We start from the raw sequence: 17,966 nt of genomic DNA on the forward strand, positions 1-17,966 counted from the left end.
GTCATCTGGCTGGGCACAAATGTCGGCGCCAGCGCCAACGCGATGATGGCCGATCTCGCCACGATGGTCTCGCTGGTGAAGAACGGGCGCTACCTGATCGTCGCGGCGCTGAACTATTCGGATGCGAGCGGGCAGTCGGGCGGCGCCAACTGGTCGATCATCACCGACTTCAACAACCAGGCCGCCGCGCTTTACGGAACGAAATTCCTCAACCTGCGCGGCACGCTGGTAGCGTCAGGCATCCCCGGCAATGCGCGTGACGCGGCTGACGCGGCGCTCGACGTGCCGGTCAGCTCGACCCGGTACTGGCTATATCAAGGCGCGCTCACTGCGGCGATGGACGCCACGCAGACGAATTGGAGCGCCTACCCCAATCCCGGTTCGGCTACGGTGATGATCGGCACTGAAATCCTGACGCCGACGACGCGCAGCGGCGCGAACGTCACGCTGGGGGTCCGCGGCGCCAACGGCAGCACTCCGGCAGCGCATCCGCAGGGCGCGCTGATCTGGACATGGGACACGATCCACCAGAGCGACCGGGGCGTGACAATCGCGGCCGAGGCGATCAAGGCGCGGCTTGATACGCTTTACGGGGCGTCTTTGTCCTATGGCCTCGACTTGCCGACCTGGCCGGGGGCGGCGAACGACAACGGAGGCCGGTCGCTGGCGGCATAGCTGGGCGGCGATCGGGGACGGCGCCTCGTGTGAAGCGCCGTCCCCTTACCTTGCAGGCCCACCCTGCAAGGCGCGCCTGCCGTAGAGCGCGCCGCGCAGCGTGTCACGCTGTCAGCTAGGGCCGGGTCCATTCCGCCGCGCGGGCCTTGGCGTCGGCGCGTGAACAGCCTTCTTTCATCGCGTCCACATAGGCGCCCGCCCCGCCGACATTAGGCGCATGATAGACGGGGACGAACTGGCCCTGATGCGTGCCCGGGATGCCGCGGTAGATGTATCCTGCGGCCCACCAGTCGCGCTTCCCAAGCGCTGGCTCGATCTTCCATTCCTGATCAGCCTCGGACTGGCTCACTATCGTCATTTCCTTCCACCGAGCCCGGGCAGTTGCAGCTTAATCCGATTTAGCGCGGCCGACATGTTCTGAGAACGCCCTATCTCGTTGTCGGTGAGGCAGGATTCCCAGAAATAGCGAAGATCCGCTCCGGGTATGCCTGCGAAGCGAAGGACGCGCAGCGCCAGGCGCACATCGGCTCCGCGCTGCTTCCCTTGTTTGCATCGATCGACGGCCGCTTGCAGCACCGCGACCGCGTCATCCATGGCTGGATCTGACGACGTCGATGAAGGCTCGCGCATATTGGCGGAACGTGATTTCCCAGTGAGCGCCCGCCTTCTCAAAGGGCGCGTCGTCGCCGGTGCCCTTGGCCGCATACGCCCACATCTTCTCAGCGATCTCGGCCGCCAGCCTGTCGAGGTCGTTTGTCGTGCATATGCGACAGCGGTCGTTCATGGGGCATCCGGTGGCGCGAAGCCCGTAAAGGCTTCGATCGATGTCGGCACCGCGAGATAATATTCGCGCCGGCTGGCGTCATAGGACGTCAGCTCCATCGCGATCGCATCCTCCATGGCGTGCTCCCATTTCTCTCGCCATGGCGCGCGAGGCCGCCCAAAGACAGCCACGCGATACAGCGGCTGGCGCTTAGCCGGCTCGGGTGGCGGAGCGGGCTTTGCGAACCGACCGGTCGCTGGGTCGCGCGCGCTTAGTGGCATAGCCAGTCGTTCTCGGCATCGTCGAGCGCTTCGAAGGCGTCGCCTTCCGCTCGGATCGTCGACAGGAACTTGCGCACGTCGTCGACCGATCCCTGCCTGGGAAAGCCGCGAGCGTCCTTCATGCCCTTCGCCAGTGAGCCGATGAAACCACCCTTATTCTGCTGCTGCAGCAGCCACGATGCAAAGGGCTGGCGCTCGTGATTTCCGTCCATTGTCGAATCCTCCTTGCCCGACTCGGGCCTGCCGCTTCATATCGTGTTCCGCTTTTGTTCTACAAGTGGAGCGGCCCATGGGCTGGAACGACTTCAAGCTGCCAGTGGTGGGATGCCGCTATCAGAATGACGACGGCACCAGCCGCCAAGACGAGTTGCGCCGCTGCCAGCCGGGCGAGCCGATCGACCTCTTCCGCGAGCCTGACAACCCGCATGACGAGCGCGCCGTCGCCGTCGTCTCAGCGCGCGGCGTATGCGTCGGCTATATCTCGCGCAACTATAACGGCTGGATCGGATCGAAGATCGACCGCGGGTACGATGTCCGAGCGATCGTGGGGAAGGTGCGAGGGCTCAACTTCTCAGGTGCCGAGCTAGACGTCGTGCTCGTCATCAATATGGACGGCGACGAGCCTGAGCTAGCCGGAGCGGAGCATCGGGCGTGGGCCGAGCAGGTCGTTCGCAGCCTCGCCGCCTAATTATTCTGTGATACGTCACGACAGGCGAAATGTGACGGTGTCGCTGAATGGTATGACCGCCAAGACTTGGCCGCTGGTGTCAGAAATTTCGATGCGGAAACTGAGATTGATCGCCCTGCCCTCCATTACGCTCTCTGCGATTATGCTACGCGCGCCCGCGATCGCGCTTACTTTAGCGGCATCTGCGTCAAGAAATATGCATCCCTCATCGTCAAAGGTATCTTTGTCATCGTAAAGGTTCAGGAAAAAGCGAGGCATTCCAACTAAGCTTCTCACTCGGCGTTATTGTTCCTTCATATGAAACTAACCTGGATGGAACCTAATCCAGATTATAGGCGTCAAGCGAAACGATATGAAAAGGTCTCGACTTTCGGGAGACATGATGACTGGACCGCTGCATCGTTTTGCCCAGCGCCTGCGATTGCGGGTGCCACTTGGCGACGACGACATAAGCGCGATGGGTGTTCTACCTTTCGCGAGCCTCGTGGCGGGGCAAGGCACGACTATTTACGATCCGAACTCCAATGCAGATAGCTATCAGATCGTCGCACAGGGGCTCGCGGCGAACTTTCGCCAAGGCCGGTCTGGCCAGAGGCAACTGACTGCGTTGCGGATTGTCGGCGACACCGCCGAACCCGCCGCCACGGCTTTGGGGTGGAACCCGACAGGCTTGGTCGCTCTAAGCGACGTCACCATTCTTCAAGTCCCCCTCGAAGCTGTCCGGACGTTGAGTCGCCAACGCCCACACATTGCCCAGGCGCTTTATTACGACTGCGCATTTGATGCGGCCAGCTTAGCGCGCCTGCTCGGCAATAGTCGCCGTATCCCAGCGATCGCCCGTGTCGCCCACCTCCTGTGTGAGCTTGCCGTGAGATACCGGGTGGCGGGACAGGCGTCGGAGAACCAGTTCGGGCTGCTGATGACGCAAAGCGACATCGGCGATGCCACCGGCTCCACCTCAGTCCACGTCAACCGAGTTATGCAAGCTTTGCGCATGAACGGACTCATCGATACGACAGGCAGGAGCGTGAGGATCCTCAATTGGACCGGCCTTTCTCATCTCGCTGAGTTTGATCCGACGCCCTTCGGCGTAAGCGACGAGCTTGGAGCGGCCGAGGGACTGGAACGGCTCCACGGTGCAAGTGCAGAGTGACGCTATCAGAATGACGACGGCACCAGTTGCAGGACGAGTTATGTCGACGCCGTTGGGGGCGATCAGGGCAGCCTCTTCGATTTAAATGCAAGGTAAAGGCGGTGGGGGCATCGGCGGGGGCATCGATCCAACCGCCCCGCCATCCGATGCCCGCATTTCGGGGCAATTAGCTAGCCGTTCCGGTAGATGCCGGGCCCACCAGCCCAGCCATTCTATCAACGGCTGCCGTTGCCCGCCTGGATACCGGGTCTGCGCAACGGCAGGCTCAGATAGAAACGCTGCGAATCGATATCGAGCATACCGCCGCACGCAATCGCCAGATTGCGGACGAGGCGAAGCGCGAAGCCGAGCCCCAGCACCGGCGCCTCGGGCCAGTTGCCGTCGGGATTATAGCCCGGGTCCAGCAGCATCTTCTCGTTACGGCCGGCCAGTGCGCGGGGTCGCACGATCACCATCAGCAGCCGGTTCGCCTTACGCGGATCGCGCTGCAGATCGACCATCACCTTTTCCCCCGCCATCGCCATCGAAATGGTGGCGGCCAAGAGGCGCGACAGCATCCGCTCGACGGTCGCACTATCGGCGGCGACGGGCGGCAATTCGGGATCGATGCGGAAAGCGAGCTCACTCGCCCGTTCGGACGCGGCTTCTTCGAACTCACTATGCAGGCGCATCAGGATCGCGGCGGCATCGACCGAAGCGTCTTCGGACACGCCCTTGCCCTCGCGTGCCGCGGCGACGAGGCTCAGATCGTCGACGGCCGCGAGCAGTTTGCGGCCCTGATCGAGGATATCTTGCGCGCGCGCGCGATAGGAGGATGAGGCCGGTCCCTGGACCTGGTTTTCGATCATCTCCGAAAAGCCGATGATCGCATTCAGCGGCGTGCGCAGTTCGTGCGCGAGGTGGCGCAACGATTCGGCCGCAAGCGGATCGGCACCCTGCTGAACTTCGGTGGCGACCGCCTTTGCGATCTCGTCGGCGCGCGGCCTCCGCGCAGTACCGCGATAGCCGCAGAAGCGTCCGTCGCGCGTATCGAAGAACGGTACGGCGGAAATGCGCCACTCGCCAGCCGCCGCCCCGCCACCCGCAATCGTCAGGCGCGCATCGCGAAAGGGCGTGCGGCTGCGATAGGCGCCGGCGGCATGACCGTCGACGCCATGATCGGTCTGGCGCGCGGCAACCGCGATCGTCTCACCGATCAATGGCTCGCGAGGCGCACCTTCGACCCAACAGATGACGCCGTCGATCCCCGTTTCGAAACGAAACGTGTCGATCCGCGCCTCATCTTCTTCCAGCTCCTCATCGAACAACCGCGACGCTTCGATCGGAGCCGACGGCGGCGATGGCGTATTGCCCCCGGCGCGGGTGCGAAAGGATTCGATGCGCGACAGGAGTTCGCGAATCTGGTGCTCGCCCGCTTCCGACGCGCGACGAACCGTCGCTTCGGCCAAAGGGCGGGCGATCGGCTCATCGACAACCGGAACGACCACCGGATCGGCAACGAGCGGCGCGACGTCGATTTCGCTCGCCCCTTCCGGACCGGTGATTAACAGATCGCTCGACCCGAAGCCTTCCAGCGCCTGCGCGACGGCAGCGCTCAAATCGCGACGATTGCGCAACAGGGTGCGCACGCTGGGCGAAAGGCGCGGCAGCAAAGCAAGCCACTCATGCTCGTGAAGCACGACATTGCTCAGCATCGGCGCGGCAATGTGTGGCAGATCCTCGGCGAACATCAGCACCAGCTCGGCCGGCGTACGCCGTCCGGCCAGCCCGCGACCAGCGGCGAGACGCACGCTTGTCGGAACTTCGGGACGCACCGAGCGGAGGAAATTATAGGCATCGAGCGCGCGCGGGGCGTCGGCCAGTGGATCGTCGACATGATGCCCGCGGCCTTGGGCAAGGACATCGACGACCTGCCGCCACATCATCGCGCGTGTCTCCGCCGTCGGCAACGGCTGCGAAAGCAAAGTCGCGAGCATGTCGTCAAATCGCAACGAAGAATCTCCGGCCCCAATCGCGCGCTGGTCGAAAGCACGCATGGCGCGATGATAGATGCAGCGGCGCGGCCGGAAAAGAGCCTAACGCACTTATTGGCAGCAGCATTTTGTTGCAGATCACCGAAACAATATTATAAATATCGCCTGTACAGCTTCAGGAATCGAACATGCCAAATGACGTCGCGCTAGACGCTATCGATCGCAACATCCTGCGCGATCTCCAGGATGATGGACGCATGACAAATGTGGAACTGGCGCGCCGCGCCGGATTGACTGCTCCGCCCTGCTTGCGCCGCGTTCGCGCACTCGAGGAAGCGGGCGTGATCGAGGGCTATCATGCCAAACTCAATTCGGGCGCGCTCGGTTACGGTATCACCGTGTTCGCGCTGGTTTCGCTGCGCAGCCAGGCCGAAGACGATCTGCGCCTGTTCGAACAGCATGTCGCCGAATTGGCCGAAGTCCGCGAGTGCCACATGCTCAACGGCGAGATCGACTTCATTTTGAAGATCGTCGCGCACGATCTGCAGGGCTTTCAGCAATTCCTGACGTCGAAGCTGACGACCGCACCCAATGTCGCGAGCGTCAAGACGTCGCTTACGATCCGGACGTCGAAGGACGTGCCCGGCATCCCCGTCGACCCCGCCTGATCCCAAAACGACGAAGCGCCCCATTCCATATCGAAATGGGGCGCTTCGCTTTGCCCGCGGTCACGGGCTAGACGATGATCAGCTCGCTGCCGGATGATCGGCGAGGACGGTCCAGTAGCGCGCGAGTACCTTCTGGGTACCGCCCTGCACCTTGGCGAGAGCAGCCTTGCCGCCTTCCTTGTCGCCTGCCTGGATCAGCGACGCACCAGCGCGCAGATTGACGAGGTCGGCATTGGCGCCCGCCTTCGCGCCGGCGAGCGCGTAGAGTTCCGCCGCCTGCTTATAATCGCCGAAGCCATAAGAGAGATCGGCGTTGCTCAGAACGGACTGGTAGGTCGCCTTTGCACCCTGCGAAGCGGCGAGCGCGCCCTTCACGGCGGTACGGTCGGCTGCGACCTTGGGCTCGGAGATCGCCAGGATTTCGCGGGTGTTCTGGCTGGTGGTCGGATTCAGCTTGCCCGCTGCAATGCCTTCCTTGAGCACCGAAACGGCTTCGTTCGGGTACTTCAGGTAGACCGCGATCGCATAATCGGAATAGGCCGAGGCCGCCGCGAGCGGCATCGCGCCCGAGGCGCGCAGCAGCCGCAGCAGATCGAGATCGGCATCGCCGCTCGGATTCGCGAGCTGGCGATAGATCATGAGCGAATCATGCCAGTTCTGCTTGACCGGGTAGGCCGTGAGCCATGCCGAGGTGATGTCCACGAACTGCGGAGCCGCCTTGGCGCGCGACGCCATGTCGGCACCACGGGCATACCAATCGGTCGGAACGGACTTTCCGGCGGCCGCTTGGGCGTTGATGACCTTCTGAAGCGTCGCGACCGCTTCGGCGGTCTTGCCGCCGCGGAATTGGGCATCGGCCAGGCGCGCATAGACATCGTCCGCCACCGGACCCGATGCGATCGCGTTGTTATAAGCCTGCTCGGCCTTCGCGTAGTTCTTCGCCTCATAGGCGCAATGGCCCTGCTGCGAAGCGAGCTTGGGCTTGCTCTCCGCGTCGGTCTTGCTGGTCGCCAGCATCTCGTCGACGCCCTGGCAGACCTTGGCATTGTTCTGCGAAACGATACCGATGTTGAGCTGAATCTGGCCGACGATGTACTTCTCGTCCTCCGTCGTCGCGGCGGCACGCGCTGCGTCGACGTGAGTCTGGGCCTTGGCGAAGTCGTTCGCCTTCATCGCTTCCTGCGCGGGCGCCAGTTCCTTGCGGACGGCATCGCCGAGCTTGATCGTGGGGGCGGCTTCCTTCTTTGCCGCAACGGCAGGGTTTACCGCCGAAAGCGCCGCAGCGCTGACGCCGAGCGCGATTGCAAGCGCGATCCGGGATTTCATCATTCAAGCCTCCTCATAGCGGCCAAGGGGCCGGCCGCTTCCAAGAACACGTGCGTGGACTAATGGCTCCCGCGGGCCGGCACAAGCGGCGGTATCGGCGCTTTGTTACGCCTGCTGCTAATGCTCGCTCGCTGAACGGAAGCTGATCGGCCCATTGCCCCTTCAAGCACGAAGCCGTAGCAATCGTTCCATGATCGCACTCATCTCCCCGGCCAAATCGCTCGACTATAAGAGCCCGTTACCGTCATTGACGCCCAGCACGCCGCGCTTCGCCGAAGAGGCGCTGGAAACCGCAGCGGCGGCGGCCAAGCTCGGCCCCAAGAAGCTGTCCAAGCTGATGAGCATCTCGGACAAGCTCGCCCAGCTCAACGCCGATCGCTACAAAGGCTTTGCCGAGCAGGAGCAACGGCCCGCGCTCTATGCCTTCTCGGGCGATGTCTATATCGGCTTCGAAGCCAAGACGCTCGATGCGCACGCGATCCGCTTCGCACAAGATCATGTTCGCATTCTCTCGGGCCTTTACGGCCTGCTGCGCCCACTCGACCTGATCCGTCCTTATCGGCTTGAAATGGGGACGCGCTGGGCGCCCGGCCGCAAGAAGACGCTGTATCAGATGTGGGGCAACCGCATCTCGGATGCGATCGCCGCCGATCTGCTCGAGGATGGATCGAACGTGATCGTCAATCTTGCCAGCAAGGAATATTGGCACGCGGTCGAGCAGGCTCCACCCAAGGGGGTCCGCATCATCACCGTCGACTTCCGCGAGGAACGCCCGACCGGCCTCGTCTTCAACAGCTTCGGCGCGAAGCGTGCGCGCGGCATGATGGCACGCTGGATGTGCGAGCATCACGTCACCGATCCCGAGGGACTGAAGGGCTTCGACAGCGACGGCTATCGTTTCGACGGTGCCGAGGACGATGTGTGGCGCTTCGTGAAGACGCCCGCCTGATCGATCAGCGCAGGAAGAACGCCTTCAGCGCGGCCAGCGTTTCGGCGGGTTTCTCCTCCGGCAGGAAATGCCCGCAGTCGATGCCCTGCCCTTCCACTTCGACGCACCATCGACGCCACACCGACATCGGATCGCGCCGCCCGACCAGTCCCCTCTCGCCCCACAGGACAAGGGTTGGCGCCTGAATCTTGCGGCCCGCTGCGATGTCTTCCTCGTCCTGCATACGGTCGATCCCCATCCCGGCGCGATAATCCTCGCACATGCCGTGGATGTTCTGCGGCCGATGGTAGAAACGTTCGTATTCCGCCACCGATTCGGCGGGCATCGATGCCGCAAGCGCGCCGAGGAATGGGATGTCGGGCGTCGCGGCGAGCATCCGCTCCGGCCCCGGCGCCGCACGCGGCAGGAAGAACCAGTGCCAGTAGGCGCTCGCCAGCGTGAAGTCGGTAGATCGATAAACTTCGGCGGTGGGAATGATGTCCAGCACCGCCAGCTTTGTCACGATCTCCGGATTGTCCATCGCCAGGCGATAGGCGCAGCGCGCGCCGCGATCATGCCCGGCGACCATGAAGCGATCATGCCCGAAATGGCGCATCAGAGCGATCTGATCGCGGTTCATCGCGCGTTTGGAATAAGGTTCGTGATCCGGCGTCGTTTCCGGCATAGGCCCGCCGCCATAACCCCGCAGATCGGGTGCCACGACGTGGAAATGCTCTGCCAGATCATCGGCGATCGGCCCCCACATCATGCTGGTCTGCGGGCATCCATGGATCAGGAGCAGCGGCGGCCCCTCCCCGCCATGGCGCACGCGCATCACCCCTTCGGGCACTGCAATCTCGTCCAGCGTGAACCGATCGAACATCCCCCGTCCCTTATACTGGTTCTCGTTCTTCCATGCGGATGCGGGCGAAGATGTTCCAGACCGCCATGAACAAGGCCGCCATCACCGGGCCGATCACGAAGCCACTGAACCCGAAGATCTCGATACCGCCCAGCGTGGAGATCAACACGACGTAGTCGGGCATGCTTGTGTCGCGGCCTACCAATATCGGGCGCAGGACATTGTCGACCATGCCGATAATGAACACGCCGCAGAATATCAGGATCAGGCCGTGGACAAGTTCGCCGCTGATCAGCAGATAGGCAGCCACCGGCACCCAGACGAGGCCGGTGCCGATGGCGGGCAGTAGCGAGAACAGCCCCATCGCGACGCCCCACAACACTGCCGCGTGGATGCCCAGCGCCCAGAAGGTGACGCCGCCGATCAGGCCCTGGACGATCGCGACGACCAGACTGCCCTTGATCGTCGCACGGACGACGGTGACGAACTGGTGGAACAGCGCGCGGCGATGCTCGGTCTTCAACGGGATCGCTCGATCGAACTTGTCGGCCAATGGCCGCCCGTCGCGCAGCAGAAAGAAGGTAAGATAGAGCATCACGCCCAGCGCCAGCGTGAAGCCGAATGCCTGCTGACCGATCGTGAAAGCCTGTGCAGCCAATGTCTGGAAGCGGCTGGTGATACCCGCCGACAGCTTATCGCGCACGGCGGGCAGGTTCGACAGGCCGAAGCGATCAAGCAGGTTCGATGCCCATTGCGGAAGAACCGACTGGAACTGTTCGAAATAGTGGTTGAAATCGATCTGACCCGATTGGATCAGCGTATAGACGCTCACCACCTCCTGCAGAACGAACATCGTCAGCAATATCAGCGGGATCACAACGACCGCCAACACCGTCAGCAATGTCACCAAGGCCGCCCGGGTCGACTTTTCGGGCCAGCGCCGCAGCAGTTTCTGCTGCATCGGATCGAACAATATCGCGACGACCACCGCCCACAGGATCGCGCCGAAAAAGGGCGAGATGATCCAGATCAGGACCAGCGACACTGCCAGCACGAGCAGCAGGAAACTCTTCTCCTCAAGCGCGCGCATAACTCTCCTCTCGCGATCCGTTCGCGGCCCATCGGCCTATCAGCAACTTCGCCGCCGACGCAACCGCCCCGGCCAGCACACTGGAACAACCGCCAACGCTACCCGTTGGTGGCATTGGATTTTGGGAGTTTTTGTCATGAACAGCCGTGTGCATCCGACCGATCAGGACAAGGGCAATGGCGTCGAACTGACGACCGAGGAAGCGCGTTCCGGCGCCACGCCGCATATGACCCGCTACATCCTTAGCTGGGGTCTTGGCCTCGTCATTCTCGCCTTCATCATCCTGCTTGCCACGCACATGATCTGATCACTCTTCAGCGAGGCTTTGCCTTCGCGGTCCGCATTGGCTAGGAGCATGTCACCCGCCTGTCATGGCGCGTGACACAGCTTCAACGATACGGACTTACCCACTTTGGCCAGCGCACCGCCGCCCATCGAAAACAGCGACATTTCCCCGATCTCGATCGTCGACGAGATGAAGTCGAGTTATCTCGACTACGCAATGTCGGTGATCGTCGCTCGCGCTTTGCCTGACGTTCGCGACGGGTTGAAGCCGGTTCATCGGCGCATTCTTTATGCGAGCCAGGAAGGCGGCTTCGTTCCCGGCCGACCGTATCGAAAGTCGGCGAAGATCGTCGGCGACGTGATGGGTAATTATCACCCGCACGGCGACAGCGCGATCTACATGGCCCTCGCGCGCATGGCGCAGGACTGGTCGATGCGGGTCACGCTGATCGACGGCCAAGGCAATTTCGGGTCGATGGATCCCGATCTTCCCGCATCGATGCGTTACACCGAAGCGCGCCTCAGCAAGGCTGCGATGGCGCTGTTGCAGGACTTCGACAAGGATACCGTCGATTTCCAGCCCAATTATGACGGTTCCCTGCAGGAACCGCAGGTTCTACCCGCGCGCTTCCCCAATCTGCTCGTCAACGGCGCCGGCGGCATTGCTGTCGGCATGGCGACCAACATTCCGCCCCACAATCTCGGTGAGGTGATCGCTGCCTGCAAGGCGTACATCGCCAACGGCGCCATCACCATCGACGAGTTGCACGAAATCATTCCCGGGCCGGATTTCCCGACCGGCGCACTGATCCTCGGCAAGGGTGGCGCGCGCAACGCCTACCACACCGGCAAGGGCTCGATCATCATGCGTTCGCGCCATGATATCGAGGAAGGCCGCGGCGATCGCCGTTCGATCGTACTCACCGAGATTCCTTTTCAGGTCGGCAAGTCGGGGCTCGTCGAGGGCATCGCCGAAGCCGCCAAGGACAAGCGAATCGAAGGCGTCAGCGACATTCGCGACGAATCGAGCCGCTTCGGCGTCCGCATCGTCATCGACCTGAAGCGCGATGCGACTCCTGAAGTCGTTCTCAACCAGTTGTGGCGTCACACGCAGGCGCAGACGAGCTTCCCGGCGAACATGCTCGCGATCCGCGGCGGCCGCCCCGAAACGCTCAACCTCCGCGACATCGTCGAAAGCTTCGTGAAGTTCCGCGAAGAGGTGATCACCCGCCGTTCGAAGTTCGAACTGGCGAAGGCCCGCGACCGCGCCCACATCCTGCTCGGCCTCGTCATCGCGGTCACCAACCTCGACGAAGTGGTGCGTATCATCCGCGCCTCGGCCAGCCCGGCCGAAGCCCGCGCCGCACTCCTTTCGCGCGAATGGCCACGCAACGAGATCGAATCGTATATCAAACTGGTCGAGGCGGTCGAAACGATCGAAAGCGCCGAAACCTATACGCTCAGCGATGTTCAGGTCCGCGCGATTCTCGATTTGCGCCTCCACCGCCTTACCGCGCTCGGCCGTGACGAGATCGGCGACGAACTCGCCAAGCTCGCCACCTCGATCGCCGAACTGCTCCACATCCTGTCGAACCGCGAGCGCCTCTATGAGGTGATGCTCGAGGAATTCGACGCGATCCTCACCGAGTTCGCGACCCCGCGTAAGACTACGATCGCGCCGGCGGGCGACACGATCGACGACGAGGACCTGATCGAGCGCGAGGACATGGTCGTCACCGTGACCCTCGGCGGCTATATCAAGCGCACCTCGCTCGACACCTTCCGTGCGCAGAAGCGCGGCGGCAAGGGCCGCTCGGCGATGGGCACGAAGGATGAGGATGCGGTCATCGAGCTGTTCGTGACCAGCACGCACACGCCGGTCCTGTTCTTCTCCGATCACGGCAAGGTCTATCGCAAGAAGGTGTGGCGCCTGCCCGAAGGCGCACCCCAGGCGCGCGGCCGGCCGATGATCAACCTGCTGCCGCTCGCCCCGGGCGAGAAGATCACGACCGTCCTCCCTCTCCCCGAAGATGAGGCGAGCTGGGGTTCGCTCCACGTCGTGTTCGCGACCGCGCACGGCAACGTCCGCCGCAACTCGATGGACGCCTTCGCGAACGTCCCCACCAACGGCAAGTTCGCGATGCGTTTCGAAGAGGATGCCACCGATCGCCTGATCGGCGTGGCCGTCCTCACCGAAGAGGACGACGTCCTGCTCGCGACCCGTGGCGGCAAGGCGATCCGTTTCGCCGCAACGGAGGTCCGCGAGTTCCAGAGCCGCACCTCCACCGGCGTTCGCGGCATCAGCCTGAAGGATGGCGACGAGGTCATCTCGCTGTCGATTCTCAAGGGCTTCACCGCGACGACCGAGGAACGCGACGCCTATCTCAAGGCCGCGCCGTGGAAGGAAGGCGAGCGTGAAACCGCGCTTGAACCAGATCGCATGGCCGCGTTCCAGGCGGCGGAGGAGTTCATCCTCACCGTCTGCGCCAACGGCTATGGCAAGCGCTCTTCGGCGTTCGAATATCGTCGCACTGGCCGGGGTGGCCAGGGCATCGGCAATATCGACAATCTGGAACGCAACGGGCCCGTCGTCGCCAGCTTCCCCGCCCATAATGGCGAGCAGCTGATCCTCGTCACCGATCAGGCGAAGATGATCCGCATGTCGGTGGGCGACACCCGCGTGATCGGCCGCAATTCGGCCGGCGTCCGCCTGTTCCACGTCGCCGATGACGAGCATGTCGTAGGCGCCGCGCGGATCGAGGAGAGCGAGGACGAGGCCGAGACGGACCTGTCCGACGGCACCGCCAATATCGCCCCCTCGGACGACGCCGATACGGGTGACGACCTCGCCGACGGTGGCGAAGCGGATGCGACCGAGGAATAACATTCCACATGCTTGACTTGCGCAAGGCGGCCCCATAAGGACGCCGCTCCGCCAGCAATGGCCCCTTCGTCTAGCGGTCTAGGACGTCGCCCTCTCACGGCGAAAACACGGGTTCGAGTCCCGTAGGGGTCACCAGCGATTTCAAGCACTTAGATGCTTGATCGAAGGGGTTGGGTCAGACTGTCGGTAATAGATCGGTTCTAAACAGGCTGAAACAGCGTGGATCGGACGGGCACGTCCGGGGACATTGCCGCCAGTTACGGCTATGTCAGAAGCCGGCGAGCCGTACTACCTTGTACGCCGATGGTGAACGCCACCACGATCGAAGGCCTGTCGAGGCAGCAGCGATACGAAGAAGACGAACAGGTGGCCGGCCTAAGCGAAATTACCGCCTCCCGGTTCGCCCGTCTCTTTAATCTCTTCGGCAACGTCGTCGGTCTCAGGAAACTCGTCATCGACCGTATCAGTAAGCGGCGTGTCCGATGGTTTTTCGTCCTTGGTGCCGGGGTACATGGCGAGCTCCTATGTCGTGAATTTTACGGCGCAACGGCCGTCGAAGCGGCTGAAGCGACAGCAACACTCGACGACCCAACGCCACAACCATGCAGGCCGTATATCGTGTGGATCACCTTCTGCGCCTACTCATAGCTCAGCCGGTGCGAGGCCAAGCGACGTCCTATGTCATCCATCGCATCCTTGCGCAGCGCGTCGCTGCTCATCTTCTCGGGACAGACGAAGGATACGTTGATCATCTGCAAATCGGCGCCGAGGCTGGCTTGCGCATAGGCCGGACCGTGCGCGCCTATTGTGGCCAGACACAGCAACGGAAACCTCGCCGCATATTTCGTCATGATCGCACCCTCTCATCGTCGAGGGCGAAGACTATTTGGGTGGTGGAATGTTCCACGATCTAGGGTCAGGACTCATTGGTCATAGCCAGAAGATGACGGTGGCCGCGAGCGCGATGGCGGAGAAGAAGGCGGTCGGGCATCGACCGTAGCGCGTCGCGACGCGGCGCCAGTCCTTCAGACGGCCGAACATGATCTCGATCCGGTTGCGGCGCCTGTAGCGGCGTTTGTCGTATTTGATGGGCTCGTTGCGCGATTTGCGGCCCGGGATGCACGGTTTGATGCCCTTGTCCTCCAGGGCATCCCTGAACCAGTCAGCATCATAGCCTCGGTCAGCCAAGAGCCATTGCGCCTTGGACAGTTCGTCGAGCAGGGCAGCTGCGCCGATATAACGCTGATCTGCCCGGCCGTCATGAAGAAGCTCAAAGGGCGACCGTTCGCATCGGTAACAGCATGGAGCTTGGTGTTCATGCCGCCTTTGGTGCGGCCGATCAGGCGCCCGAGATCCCCCTTTTTACCGCCAGGCTCGATGCCGTGCGGTGCGCCTTCAGATAGGTCGCGTCGATCATCACCGTCTTGCGATCGGCGCCTGCGCAGGACAGCCCTTCCATCATCCGGGCGAACACGCCCGCTGATTCAGGCTCCGTAAGGAGACCGAATGTGAGCGACCTGTACTGGCTGACCGACGAATCATGCCTCTCACGGCAATGGGTCCTGACCCCAAGCCTGCCGAAATGCAGCTGCTAAATCTGGCAGCATTTGACTTGCGCGAAGCGCGCGCCCTCTCCTGCCACACTCAGGCGTCAAACTCGCTCACTTGGCGCTTTTCGCTTTGTGCTCCGCCAGCAGACCGTCGAGTTCCTCGATACGGACTCGTTCCGGGGTTCCCTTGGCAAGCCCCTTCAAGCGGCATTCGGCCCACAGCCTTTTACGCTCGGATTCCAGTGCCTTGAGATATAGATCAGCCATCGATTGTCCTTTCGCCGACCTTCTGCATTCGCGCGCGGCGAGCCGGTACGGCACCTACGTTGCCCTTAACCTCCTTGCCGATCCTGCGCCACCTCTCAACACGGAGCGATGGATCAGGCATCCGCGAGCAACTGACCCACGGGAGATGCAGAATCGTTGGCCGATGGCCGCCCTAGTCGCCGTTGGCATCGACCATGAAGATCATGGTCTTGCCCCGTGACGCTGGATCCCATCCTGCCAATAATGCTGCGCGCACACCTCTTGCGGCGATCGCGTCGTTGATGTGGGGACGCCCTTTCGGCAATCCCCTTAGAAGGCGCTTCGGCGTGGGAAATTCGATCACGGCTTCCCGTGGCATATCTCTCTGGCGCAACGATACCGTCATGCCCTTCCAGCCATCGCCAGAGGACAATTGCGCCTCGCCCTGAAGCTCCCAATCATATTTGAATCCGTCGATTTCGACAGTGCCACCAAGGCCGCGCGGATGAAGCATGCGATGCCATTAGCATGCAAATAACCGCACTTCACCCAATTCACTGGTATCGCAAAGTTTTCTCGAATCCCTCGTTCGTCTTCGTCATCTTGGCTATTTTCCGCAGATGCGCGCGAACGTGCCGCTCGAACCGCACATCGTCATAGATACCGGTCGCCCGATATTCGTCCTGGCCAACAAGCTCCTTGAGGCGCTTGGCGAACGCGGTCTGGTCGTCCGTACATGCGGCGTCTTTGAGCGCGCGGCAGGCCCACTCCTCAGCGGCAGCCTTGTCATAGTCGTCCCGCGCCTCGTAACCGCGCCGATCCGCCGCCGCCTGATCGAGCCGCGACGCCTCGAAGCGCCGCGCGAGCCATGTGCGGACCTGCGCGCCATCCCAAGGTTTCGAGGGTCCGGTCATTGCTCTGTCCCAATAAGCGGCAACGGGCCGGCTTAGTGATTTAGTCGTGTGATGCCGGCGCTCACACCGTTATAGGCCGAGTGAAACCAACACAGTCAGATCGACATATGGCCCGCAAAAGTTCGAAATACGATCCCTATGATCACCTTCCCAAGGAAGACGAGACTGCGGCGCCGCCCGTGCTCTGCTGGCTCTGTAGCCGACCGACCGGAAAGACCATCGTCTGGCATCATCCCGTGCCCAAGAGCCGCGGAGGCCGCGATGTCGTGCCGATGCATTCGATCTGTCAGCAGACATTGATCGCCAACTTCACGAATTCCGAACTCCAGCGCCACGGGATGGAGGTAGCGGGCCTCCTGGACAATCCGAACGTCCGTAAGTTCGTGGATTGGGTGGCGAACAAGGATCCGGATTTCACGGCGACCATCGCGAAGAAGCAGCGCTGATCAGCCGCACCCCGGCTCCGTTCGACCTTCGTCGAAGGCAAGTGAGATATAAATGCCGGTGATGATGAATATCATCCAACGGTGGTTAACCAGCTGATTTTATTCGGCGTGGATGATCAATGCACTTCTTCCTGCGGCCATGCCCCCCACGTACACGATCGACGAAGACCATATACCAGGCATCGTCTGCATGATGGTCGAGGGCTTCTACGATGCCGAAACGCTTGCCCGCCATTTCGATGACAATGCCGAATTCGTGAGCAGATGGCGCGCGCGGGGCAAACCGATCCGCGTGCTGATCGACGCGAACAATCTTCAGCCGCATACGCCTGTAAACCAAGCGTTCGTGATGCGGTCGTTTGAACGGATCTACCGGCCCGGCGACCGTGTCGCGATCATGGTCGCTTCAAGCCTCGTCAAAATGCAGATGCGGCGTACCCACAGCTTTGGCGAGATCATCCAGTTCTTCGTTTCCGAGCAGAGTGCGACGACGTGGCTGATGGCCTATGATGGCCAATAATAGGGCGCAGCCTGACAGCATCGTTGATTGGAAACGACACGATGCTCTGCACGATCTGCTTGAAGCGGAATTTCCTCGCCTGCAGGCTCTGTTCAAGCGCGATGCCCTGATGTGGATCGCCACGATCGAACAAGCCGTCGGTGCATCTGACGCTGGCGAGCTCATTCGGGCAGCACACACGCTGCAGGGCGACGCTTTTCAGTTCGGGGCGCTCGCGCTTGGCGCAACCGCCGAGGCGATCGAACGCATGGCACGTCGTGGTCTCGACGATCGGTCGCCGACGACGGCCCTCCGCCGAGCCACGTCCAAGCTTCGCCCGCTGCTAGCCAATACCGTTCAGCAGTTTGAACAGGCATCGCTGTAGCGCGCACTCTCACCAGCGACTTCGGTCGTTCACGCGCGCTACGCGCGGAGCTCAGCTAGATCGAAGAAACGAGCAATATCAGCCCGGTGCTGACCACCGTCAGGCAGATTGTTGCCGGTATGGCGAACAGGATGTGGCGCAGCGTGTGGCCATGGCGCGGCCCGCCGATAGGGTCTCGTTCGGTTGTCATGCCGTCGAGCATAAGCTGCGGATGTTTCGAAGCCGTAAAGGCGGAGAGCCGGCGGTTGTGCACGGCGAATGCGCGTTTAGCTGTGGCGCATCTAGAGTGACGGCGGTCGCGATCGCATCCGTCTGGTGCCCACCTGAGCGCGCGCTCCGCGCCACAAGGA

The 17,966-nt window shown here is 62.2% G+C and carries 25 protein-coding genes, 1 tRNA gene and 1 pseudogene; 11 read left to right on the forward strand and 16 right to left on the reverse strand.

All coding sequences use genetic code 11. The features are described from left to right. On the forward strand, positions 1–675 hold a 675-nt coding region (locus FYJ91_RS20720; protein WP_181008578.1), incomplete at its 5' end, for a hypothetical protein. Positions 676–790: 115 nt separating this feature from the next. Here the strand turns inward: FYJ91_RS20720 and FYJ91_RS18320 are convergent. From FYJ91_RS18320 to FYJ91_RS18340, 4 genes are all read right to left on the reverse strand, one after another. Beyond that, positions 791–1,024, reverse strand: a complete 234-nt coding sequence (locus tag FYJ91_RS18320) for a hypothetical protein (RefSeq protein ID WP_149523785.1) — start codon at positions 1,022–1,024, stop codon at positions 791–793. A 5-nt stretch (positions 1,025–1,029) separates the two neighbouring features. Then, positions 1,030–1,269 carry a hypothetical protein gene (locus tag FYJ91_RS18325; RefSeq protein ID WP_149523786.1) on the reverse strand — a complete coding sequence of 80 codons (240 nt, stop codon included), beginning with the start codon at positions 1,267–1,269 and terminating at the stop codon, positions 1,030–1,032. After that, positions 1,262–1,459 carry a hypothetical protein gene (locus FYJ91_RS18330; protein WP_149523787.1) on the reverse strand — a complete coding sequence of 66 codons (198 nt, stop codon included), beginning with the start codon at positions 1,457–1,459 and terminating at the stop codon, positions 1,262–1,264. Before FYJ91_RS18330 ends, FYJ91_RS18325 begins: the two co-directional genes overlap by 8 nt. A gap of 250 nt (positions 1,460–1,709) precedes the next feature. Then, the gene (locus tag FYJ91_RS18340) at positions 1,710–1,931 is read right to left on the reverse strand and encodes a hypothetical protein (RefSeq protein ID WP_149523788.1); all 222 of its coding nucleotides are present in this window, start codon (positions 1,929–1,931) and stop codon (positions 1,710–1,712) included. A gap of 77 nt (positions 1,932–2,008) precedes the next feature. Between FYJ91_RS18340 and FYJ91_RS18345 the strand changes: the two genes are divergently transcribed. Continuing rightward, entirely contained in the window at positions 2,009–2,407 is a 399-nt protein-coding gene (locus FYJ91_RS18345) for an HIRAN domain-containing protein (RefSeq protein WP_149523789.1), read from the forward strand. 15 nt (positions 2,408–2,422) lie between these two features. Here the strand turns inward: FYJ91_RS18345 and FYJ91_RS21125 are convergent, their stop codons facing one another. Then, on the reverse strand, positions 2,423–2,665 hold the full coding sequence (locus FYJ91_RS21125; RefSeq protein WP_425474073.1) for a DUF6894 family protein: 243 nt from the start codon (positions 2,663–2,665) through the stop codon (positions 2,423–2,425). Positions 2,666–2,786: 121 nt separating this feature from the next. Here FYJ91_RS21125 and FYJ91_RS18350 point away from each other — a divergent pair, with 121 nt between their 5' ends. Continuing rightward, complete coding sequence (locus FYJ91_RS18350; protein WP_181008579.1) at positions 2,787–3,560, forward strand: Crp/Fnr family transcriptional regulator; 774 nt, start codon at positions 2,787–2,789, stop codon at positions 3,558–3,560. A 215-nt stretch (positions 3,561–3,775) separates the two neighbouring features. Here FYJ91_RS18350 and FYJ91_RS18355 read toward each other — a convergent pair whose 3' ends face one another. Then, positions 3,776–5,551, reverse strand: a complete 1,776-nt coding sequence (locus FYJ91_RS18355; protein WP_246152732.1) for a sensor histidine kinase — start codon at positions 5,549–5,551, stop codon at positions 3,776–3,778. A 170-nt stretch (positions 5,552–5,721) separates the two neighbouring features. On the opposite strand from FYJ91_RS18355, the gene FYJ91_RS18360 reads away from it, so the two are divergent. Then, positions 5,722–6,201 (forward strand): Lrp/AsnC family transcriptional regulator, encoded by a 480-nt coding sequence (locus tag FYJ91_RS18360; RefSeq protein WP_149523792.1) that lies wholly within the window; start codon positions 5,722–5,724, stop codon positions 6,199–6,201. Positions 6,202–6,279: 78 nt separating this feature from the next. Here the strand turns inward: FYJ91_RS18360 and FYJ91_RS18365 are convergent, their stop codons facing one another. Next, positions 6,280–7,530, reverse strand: a complete 1,251-nt coding sequence (locus tag FYJ91_RS18365) for a tetratricopeptide repeat protein (protein WP_149523793.1) — start codon at positions 7,528–7,530, stop codon at positions 6,280–6,282. 187 nt (positions 7,531–7,717) lie between these two features. Here FYJ91_RS18365 and yaaA point away from each other — a divergent pair, with 187 nt between their 5' ends. Beyond that, on the forward strand, positions 7,718–8,476 hold the full coding sequence (yaaA, locus tag FYJ91_RS18370; protein ID WP_149523794.1) for a peroxide stress protein YaaA: 759 nt from the start codon (positions 7,718–7,720) through the stop codon (positions 8,474–8,476). A gap of 4 nt (positions 8,477–8,480) precedes the next feature. Here yaaA and FYJ91_RS18375 read toward each other — a convergent pair whose 3' ends face one another. Together FYJ91_RS18375 and FYJ91_RS18380 are read right to left on the reverse strand one after the other, a co-directional pair. Further along, the gene (locus tag FYJ91_RS18375; RefSeq protein ID WP_149523795.1) at positions 8,481–9,338 is read right to left on the reverse strand and encodes an alpha/beta fold hydrolase; all 858 of its coding nucleotides are present in this window, start codon (positions 9,336–9,338) and stop codon (positions 8,481–8,483) included. Positions 9,339–9,348: 10 nt separating this feature from the next. After that, positions 9,349–10,407 (reverse strand): AI-2E family transporter, encoded by a 1,059-nt coding sequence (locus FYJ91_RS18380; RefSeq protein WP_149523796.1) that lies wholly within the window; start codon positions 10,405–10,407, stop codon positions 9,349–9,351. Between the two features lie 136 nt (positions 10,408–10,543). Here FYJ91_RS18380 and FYJ91_RS20725 point away from each other — a divergent pair, with 136 nt between their 5' ends. The 3 genes from FYJ91_RS20725 to FYJ91_RS18390 all read left to right on the forward strand — a co-directional run bounded on the left by FYJ91_RS20725 (position 10,544) and on the right by FYJ91_RS18390 (position 13,711). Next, positions 10,544–10,714: a hypothetical protein gene (locus FYJ91_RS20725; RefSeq protein ID WP_181008580.1), complete on the forward strand. Its 171-nt coding sequence runs from the start codon at positions 10,544–10,546 to the stop codon at positions 10,712–10,714. Between the two features lie 105 nt (positions 10,715–10,819). Continuing rightward, positions 10,820–13,576: a DNA gyrase subunit A gene (gyrA, locus tag FYJ91_RS18385; RefSeq protein WP_149523797.1), complete on the forward strand. Its 2,757-nt coding sequence runs from the start codon at positions 10,820–10,822 to the stop codon at positions 13,574–13,576. Positions 13,577–13,635: 59 nt separating this feature from the next. Continuing rightward, positions 13,636–13,711, forward strand: a tRNA-Glu gene (locus FYJ91_RS18390). Between the two features lie 240 nt (positions 13,712–13,951). Here the strand turns inward: FYJ91_RS18390 and FYJ91_RS20730 are convergent. From FYJ91_RS20730 to FYJ91_RS18410, 6 genes and pseudogenes are all read right to left on the reverse strand, one after another. Continuing rightward, a complete protein-coding gene (locus FYJ91_RS20730; RefSeq protein ID WP_181008581.1) occupies positions 13,952–14,089 on the reverse strand; it encodes a hypothetical protein in 138 nt (45 codons plus the stop codon). Positions 14,090–14,214: 125 nt separating this feature from the next. After that, complete coding sequence (locus FYJ91_RS18395) at positions 14,215–14,427, reverse strand: hypothetical protein (RefSeq protein ID WP_149523798.1); 213 nt, start codon at positions 14,425–14,427, stop codon at positions 14,215–14,217. 79 nt (positions 14,428–14,506) lie between these two features. Then, positions 14,507–15,053: pseudogene (locus FYJ91_RS18400) on the reverse strand (IS5 family transposase); the annotation flags it as partial. Between the two features lie 184 nt (positions 15,054–15,237). Continuing rightward, a complete protein-coding gene (locus tag FYJ91_RS20735; RefSeq protein WP_181008582.1) occupies positions 15,238–15,393 on the reverse strand; it encodes a hypothetical protein in 156 nt (51 codons plus the stop codon). 172 nt (positions 15,394–15,565) lie between these two features. Beyond that, a complete protein-coding gene (locus FYJ91_RS18405; protein WP_149523799.1) occupies positions 15,566–15,886 on the reverse strand; it encodes a hypothetical protein in 321 nt (106 codons plus the stop codon). 40 nt (positions 15,887–15,926) lie between these two features. Beyond that, positions 15,927–16,286 (reverse strand): hypothetical protein, encoded by a 360-nt coding sequence (locus FYJ91_RS18410; RefSeq protein ID WP_149523800.1) that lies wholly within the window; start codon positions 16,284–16,286, stop codon positions 15,927–15,929. Between the two features lie 107 nt (positions 16,287–16,393). On the opposite strand from FYJ91_RS18410, the gene FYJ91_RS18415 reads away from it, so the two are divergent. The 3 genes from FYJ91_RS18415 to FYJ91_RS18425 all read left to right on the forward strand — a co-directional run bounded on the left by FYJ91_RS18415 (position 16,394) and on the right by FYJ91_RS18425 (position 17,616). Continuing rightward, positions 16,394–16,732: a hypothetical protein gene (locus FYJ91_RS18415; RefSeq protein ID WP_149523801.1), complete on the forward strand. Its 339-nt coding sequence runs from the start codon at positions 16,394–16,396 to the stop codon at positions 16,730–16,732. A 112-nt stretch (positions 16,733–16,844) separates the two neighbouring features. Next, entirely contained in the window at positions 16,845–17,252 is a 408-nt protein-coding gene (locus FYJ91_RS18420) for a hypothetical protein (RefSeq protein WP_149523802.1), read from the forward strand. Beyond that, on the forward strand, positions 17,239–17,616 hold the full coding sequence (locus tag FYJ91_RS18425) for an Hpt domain-containing protein (RefSeq protein ID WP_149523803.1): 378 nt from the start codon (positions 17,239–17,241) through the stop codon (positions 17,614–17,616). The genes FYJ91_RS18420 and FYJ91_RS18425 overlap by 14 nt, the downstream gene beginning before the upstream one ends. Positions 17,617–17,671: 55 nt before the next feature. On the opposite strand, the gene FYJ91_RS21040 is transcribed toward FYJ91_RS18425, so the two are convergent. Continuing rightward, complete coding sequence (locus FYJ91_RS21040; RefSeq protein WP_281290632.1) at positions 17,672–17,806, reverse strand: hypothetical protein; 135 nt, start codon at positions 17,804–17,806, stop codon at positions 17,672–17,674. Positions 17,807–17,966: the final 160 nt, after the last annotated feature.

The organism is Sphingomonas montanisoli, from assembly GCF_008274695.1.
Lineage (GTDB): Bacteria > Pseudomonadota > Alphaproteobacteria > Sphingomonadales > Sphingomonadaceae > Rhizorhabdus > Rhizorhabdus montanisoli.

What these genes read in the sequence shown, in the direction of transcription:
- FYJ91_RS21125 (WP_425474073.1), bottom strand. Translation starts at nt 2,665, where the DNA reads ATGCCTCGCTTTTTCCTGAACCTTTACGATGACAAAGATACCTTTGAC.
- FYJ91_RS18395 (WP_149523798.1), bottom strand. Translation starts at nt 14,427, where the DNA reads ATGACGAAATATGCGGCGAGGTTTCCGTTGCTGTGTCTGGCCACAATA.
- FYJ91_RS20735 (WP_181008582.1), bottom strand. Translation starts at nt 15,393, where the DNA reads ATGGCTGATCTATATCTCAAGGCACTGGAATCCGAGCGTAAAAGGCTG.
- FYJ91_RS21040 (WP_281290632.1), bottom strand. Translation starts at nt 17,806, where the DNA reads ATGACAACCGAACGAGACCCTATCGGCGGGCCGCGCCATGGCCACACG.
- FYJ91_RS18340 (WP_149523788.1), bottom strand. Translation starts at nt 1,931, where the DNA reads ATGGACGGAAATCACGAGCGCCAGCCCTTTGCATCGTGGCTGCTGCAG.
- FYJ91_RS18420 (WP_149523802.1), top strand. Translation starts at nt 16,845, where the DNA reads ATGATCAATGCACTTCTTCCTGCGGCCATGCCCCCCACGTACACGATC.
- FYJ91_RS18410 (WP_149523800.1), bottom strand. Translation starts at nt 16,286, where the DNA reads ATGACCGGACCCTCGAAACCTTGGGATGGCGCGCAGGTCCGCACATGG.
- FYJ91_RS18415 (WP_149523801.1), top strand. Translation starts at nt 16,394, where the DNA reads ATGGCCCGCAAAAGTTCGAAATACGATCCCTATGATCACCTTCCCAAG.
- FYJ91_RS18405 (WP_149523799.1), bottom strand. Translation starts at nt 15,886, where the DNA reads ATGCTTCATCCGCGCGGCCTTGGTGGCACTGTCGAAATCGACGGATTC.
- FYJ91_RS18325 (WP_149523786.1), bottom strand. Translation starts at nt 1,269, where the DNA reads ATGGATGACGCGGTCGCGGTGCTGCAAGCGGCCGTCGATCGATGCAAA.
- FYJ91_RS18365 (WP_149523793.1), bottom strand. Translation starts at nt 7,530, where the DNA reads ATGATGAAATCCCGGATCGCGCTTGCAATCGCGCTCGGCGTCAGCGCT.
- FYJ91_RS18360 (WP_149523792.1), top strand. Translation starts at nt 5,722, where the DNA reads ATGCCAAATGACGTCGCGCTAGACGCTATCGATCGCAACATCCTGCGC.
- FYJ91_RS18330 (WP_149523787.1), bottom strand. Translation starts at nt 1,459, where the DNA reads ATGAACGACCGCTGTCGCATATGCACGACAAACGACCTCGACAGGCTG.
- yaaA (WP_149523794.1), top strand. Translation starts at nt 7,718, where the DNA reads ATGATCGCACTCATCTCCCCGGCCAAATCGCTCGACTATAAGAGCCCG.
- FYJ91_RS18375 (WP_149523795.1), bottom strand. Translation starts at nt 9,338, where the DNA reads ATGTTCGATCGGTTCACGCTGGACGAGATTGCAGTGCCCGAAGGGGTG.
- FYJ91_RS18380 (WP_149523796.1), bottom strand. Translation starts at nt 10,407, where the DNA reads ATGCGCGCGCTTGAGGAGAAGAGTTTCCTGCTGCTCGTGCTGGCAGTG.
- FYJ91_RS20730 (WP_181008581.1), bottom strand. Translation starts at nt 14,089, where the DNA reads ATGTACCCCGGCACCAAGGACGAAAAACCATCGGACACGCCGCTTACT.
- FYJ91_RS18425 (WP_149523803.1), top strand. Translation starts at nt 17,239, where the DNA reads ATGATGGCCAATAATAGGGCGCAGCCTGACAGCATCGTTGATTGGAAA.
- FYJ91_RS18345 (WP_149523789.1), top strand. Translation starts at nt 2,009, where the DNA reads ATGGGCTGGAACGACTTCAAGCTGCCAGTGGTGGGATGCCGCTATCAG.
- FYJ91_RS18350 (WP_181008579.1), top strand. Translation starts at nt 2,787, where the DNA reads ATGATGACTGGACCGCTGCATCGTTTTGCCCAGCGCCTGCGATTGCGG.
- FYJ91_RS20725 (WP_181008580.1), top strand. Translation starts at nt 10,544, where the DNA reads ATGAACAGCCGTGTGCATCCGACCGATCAGGACAAGGGCAATGGCGTC.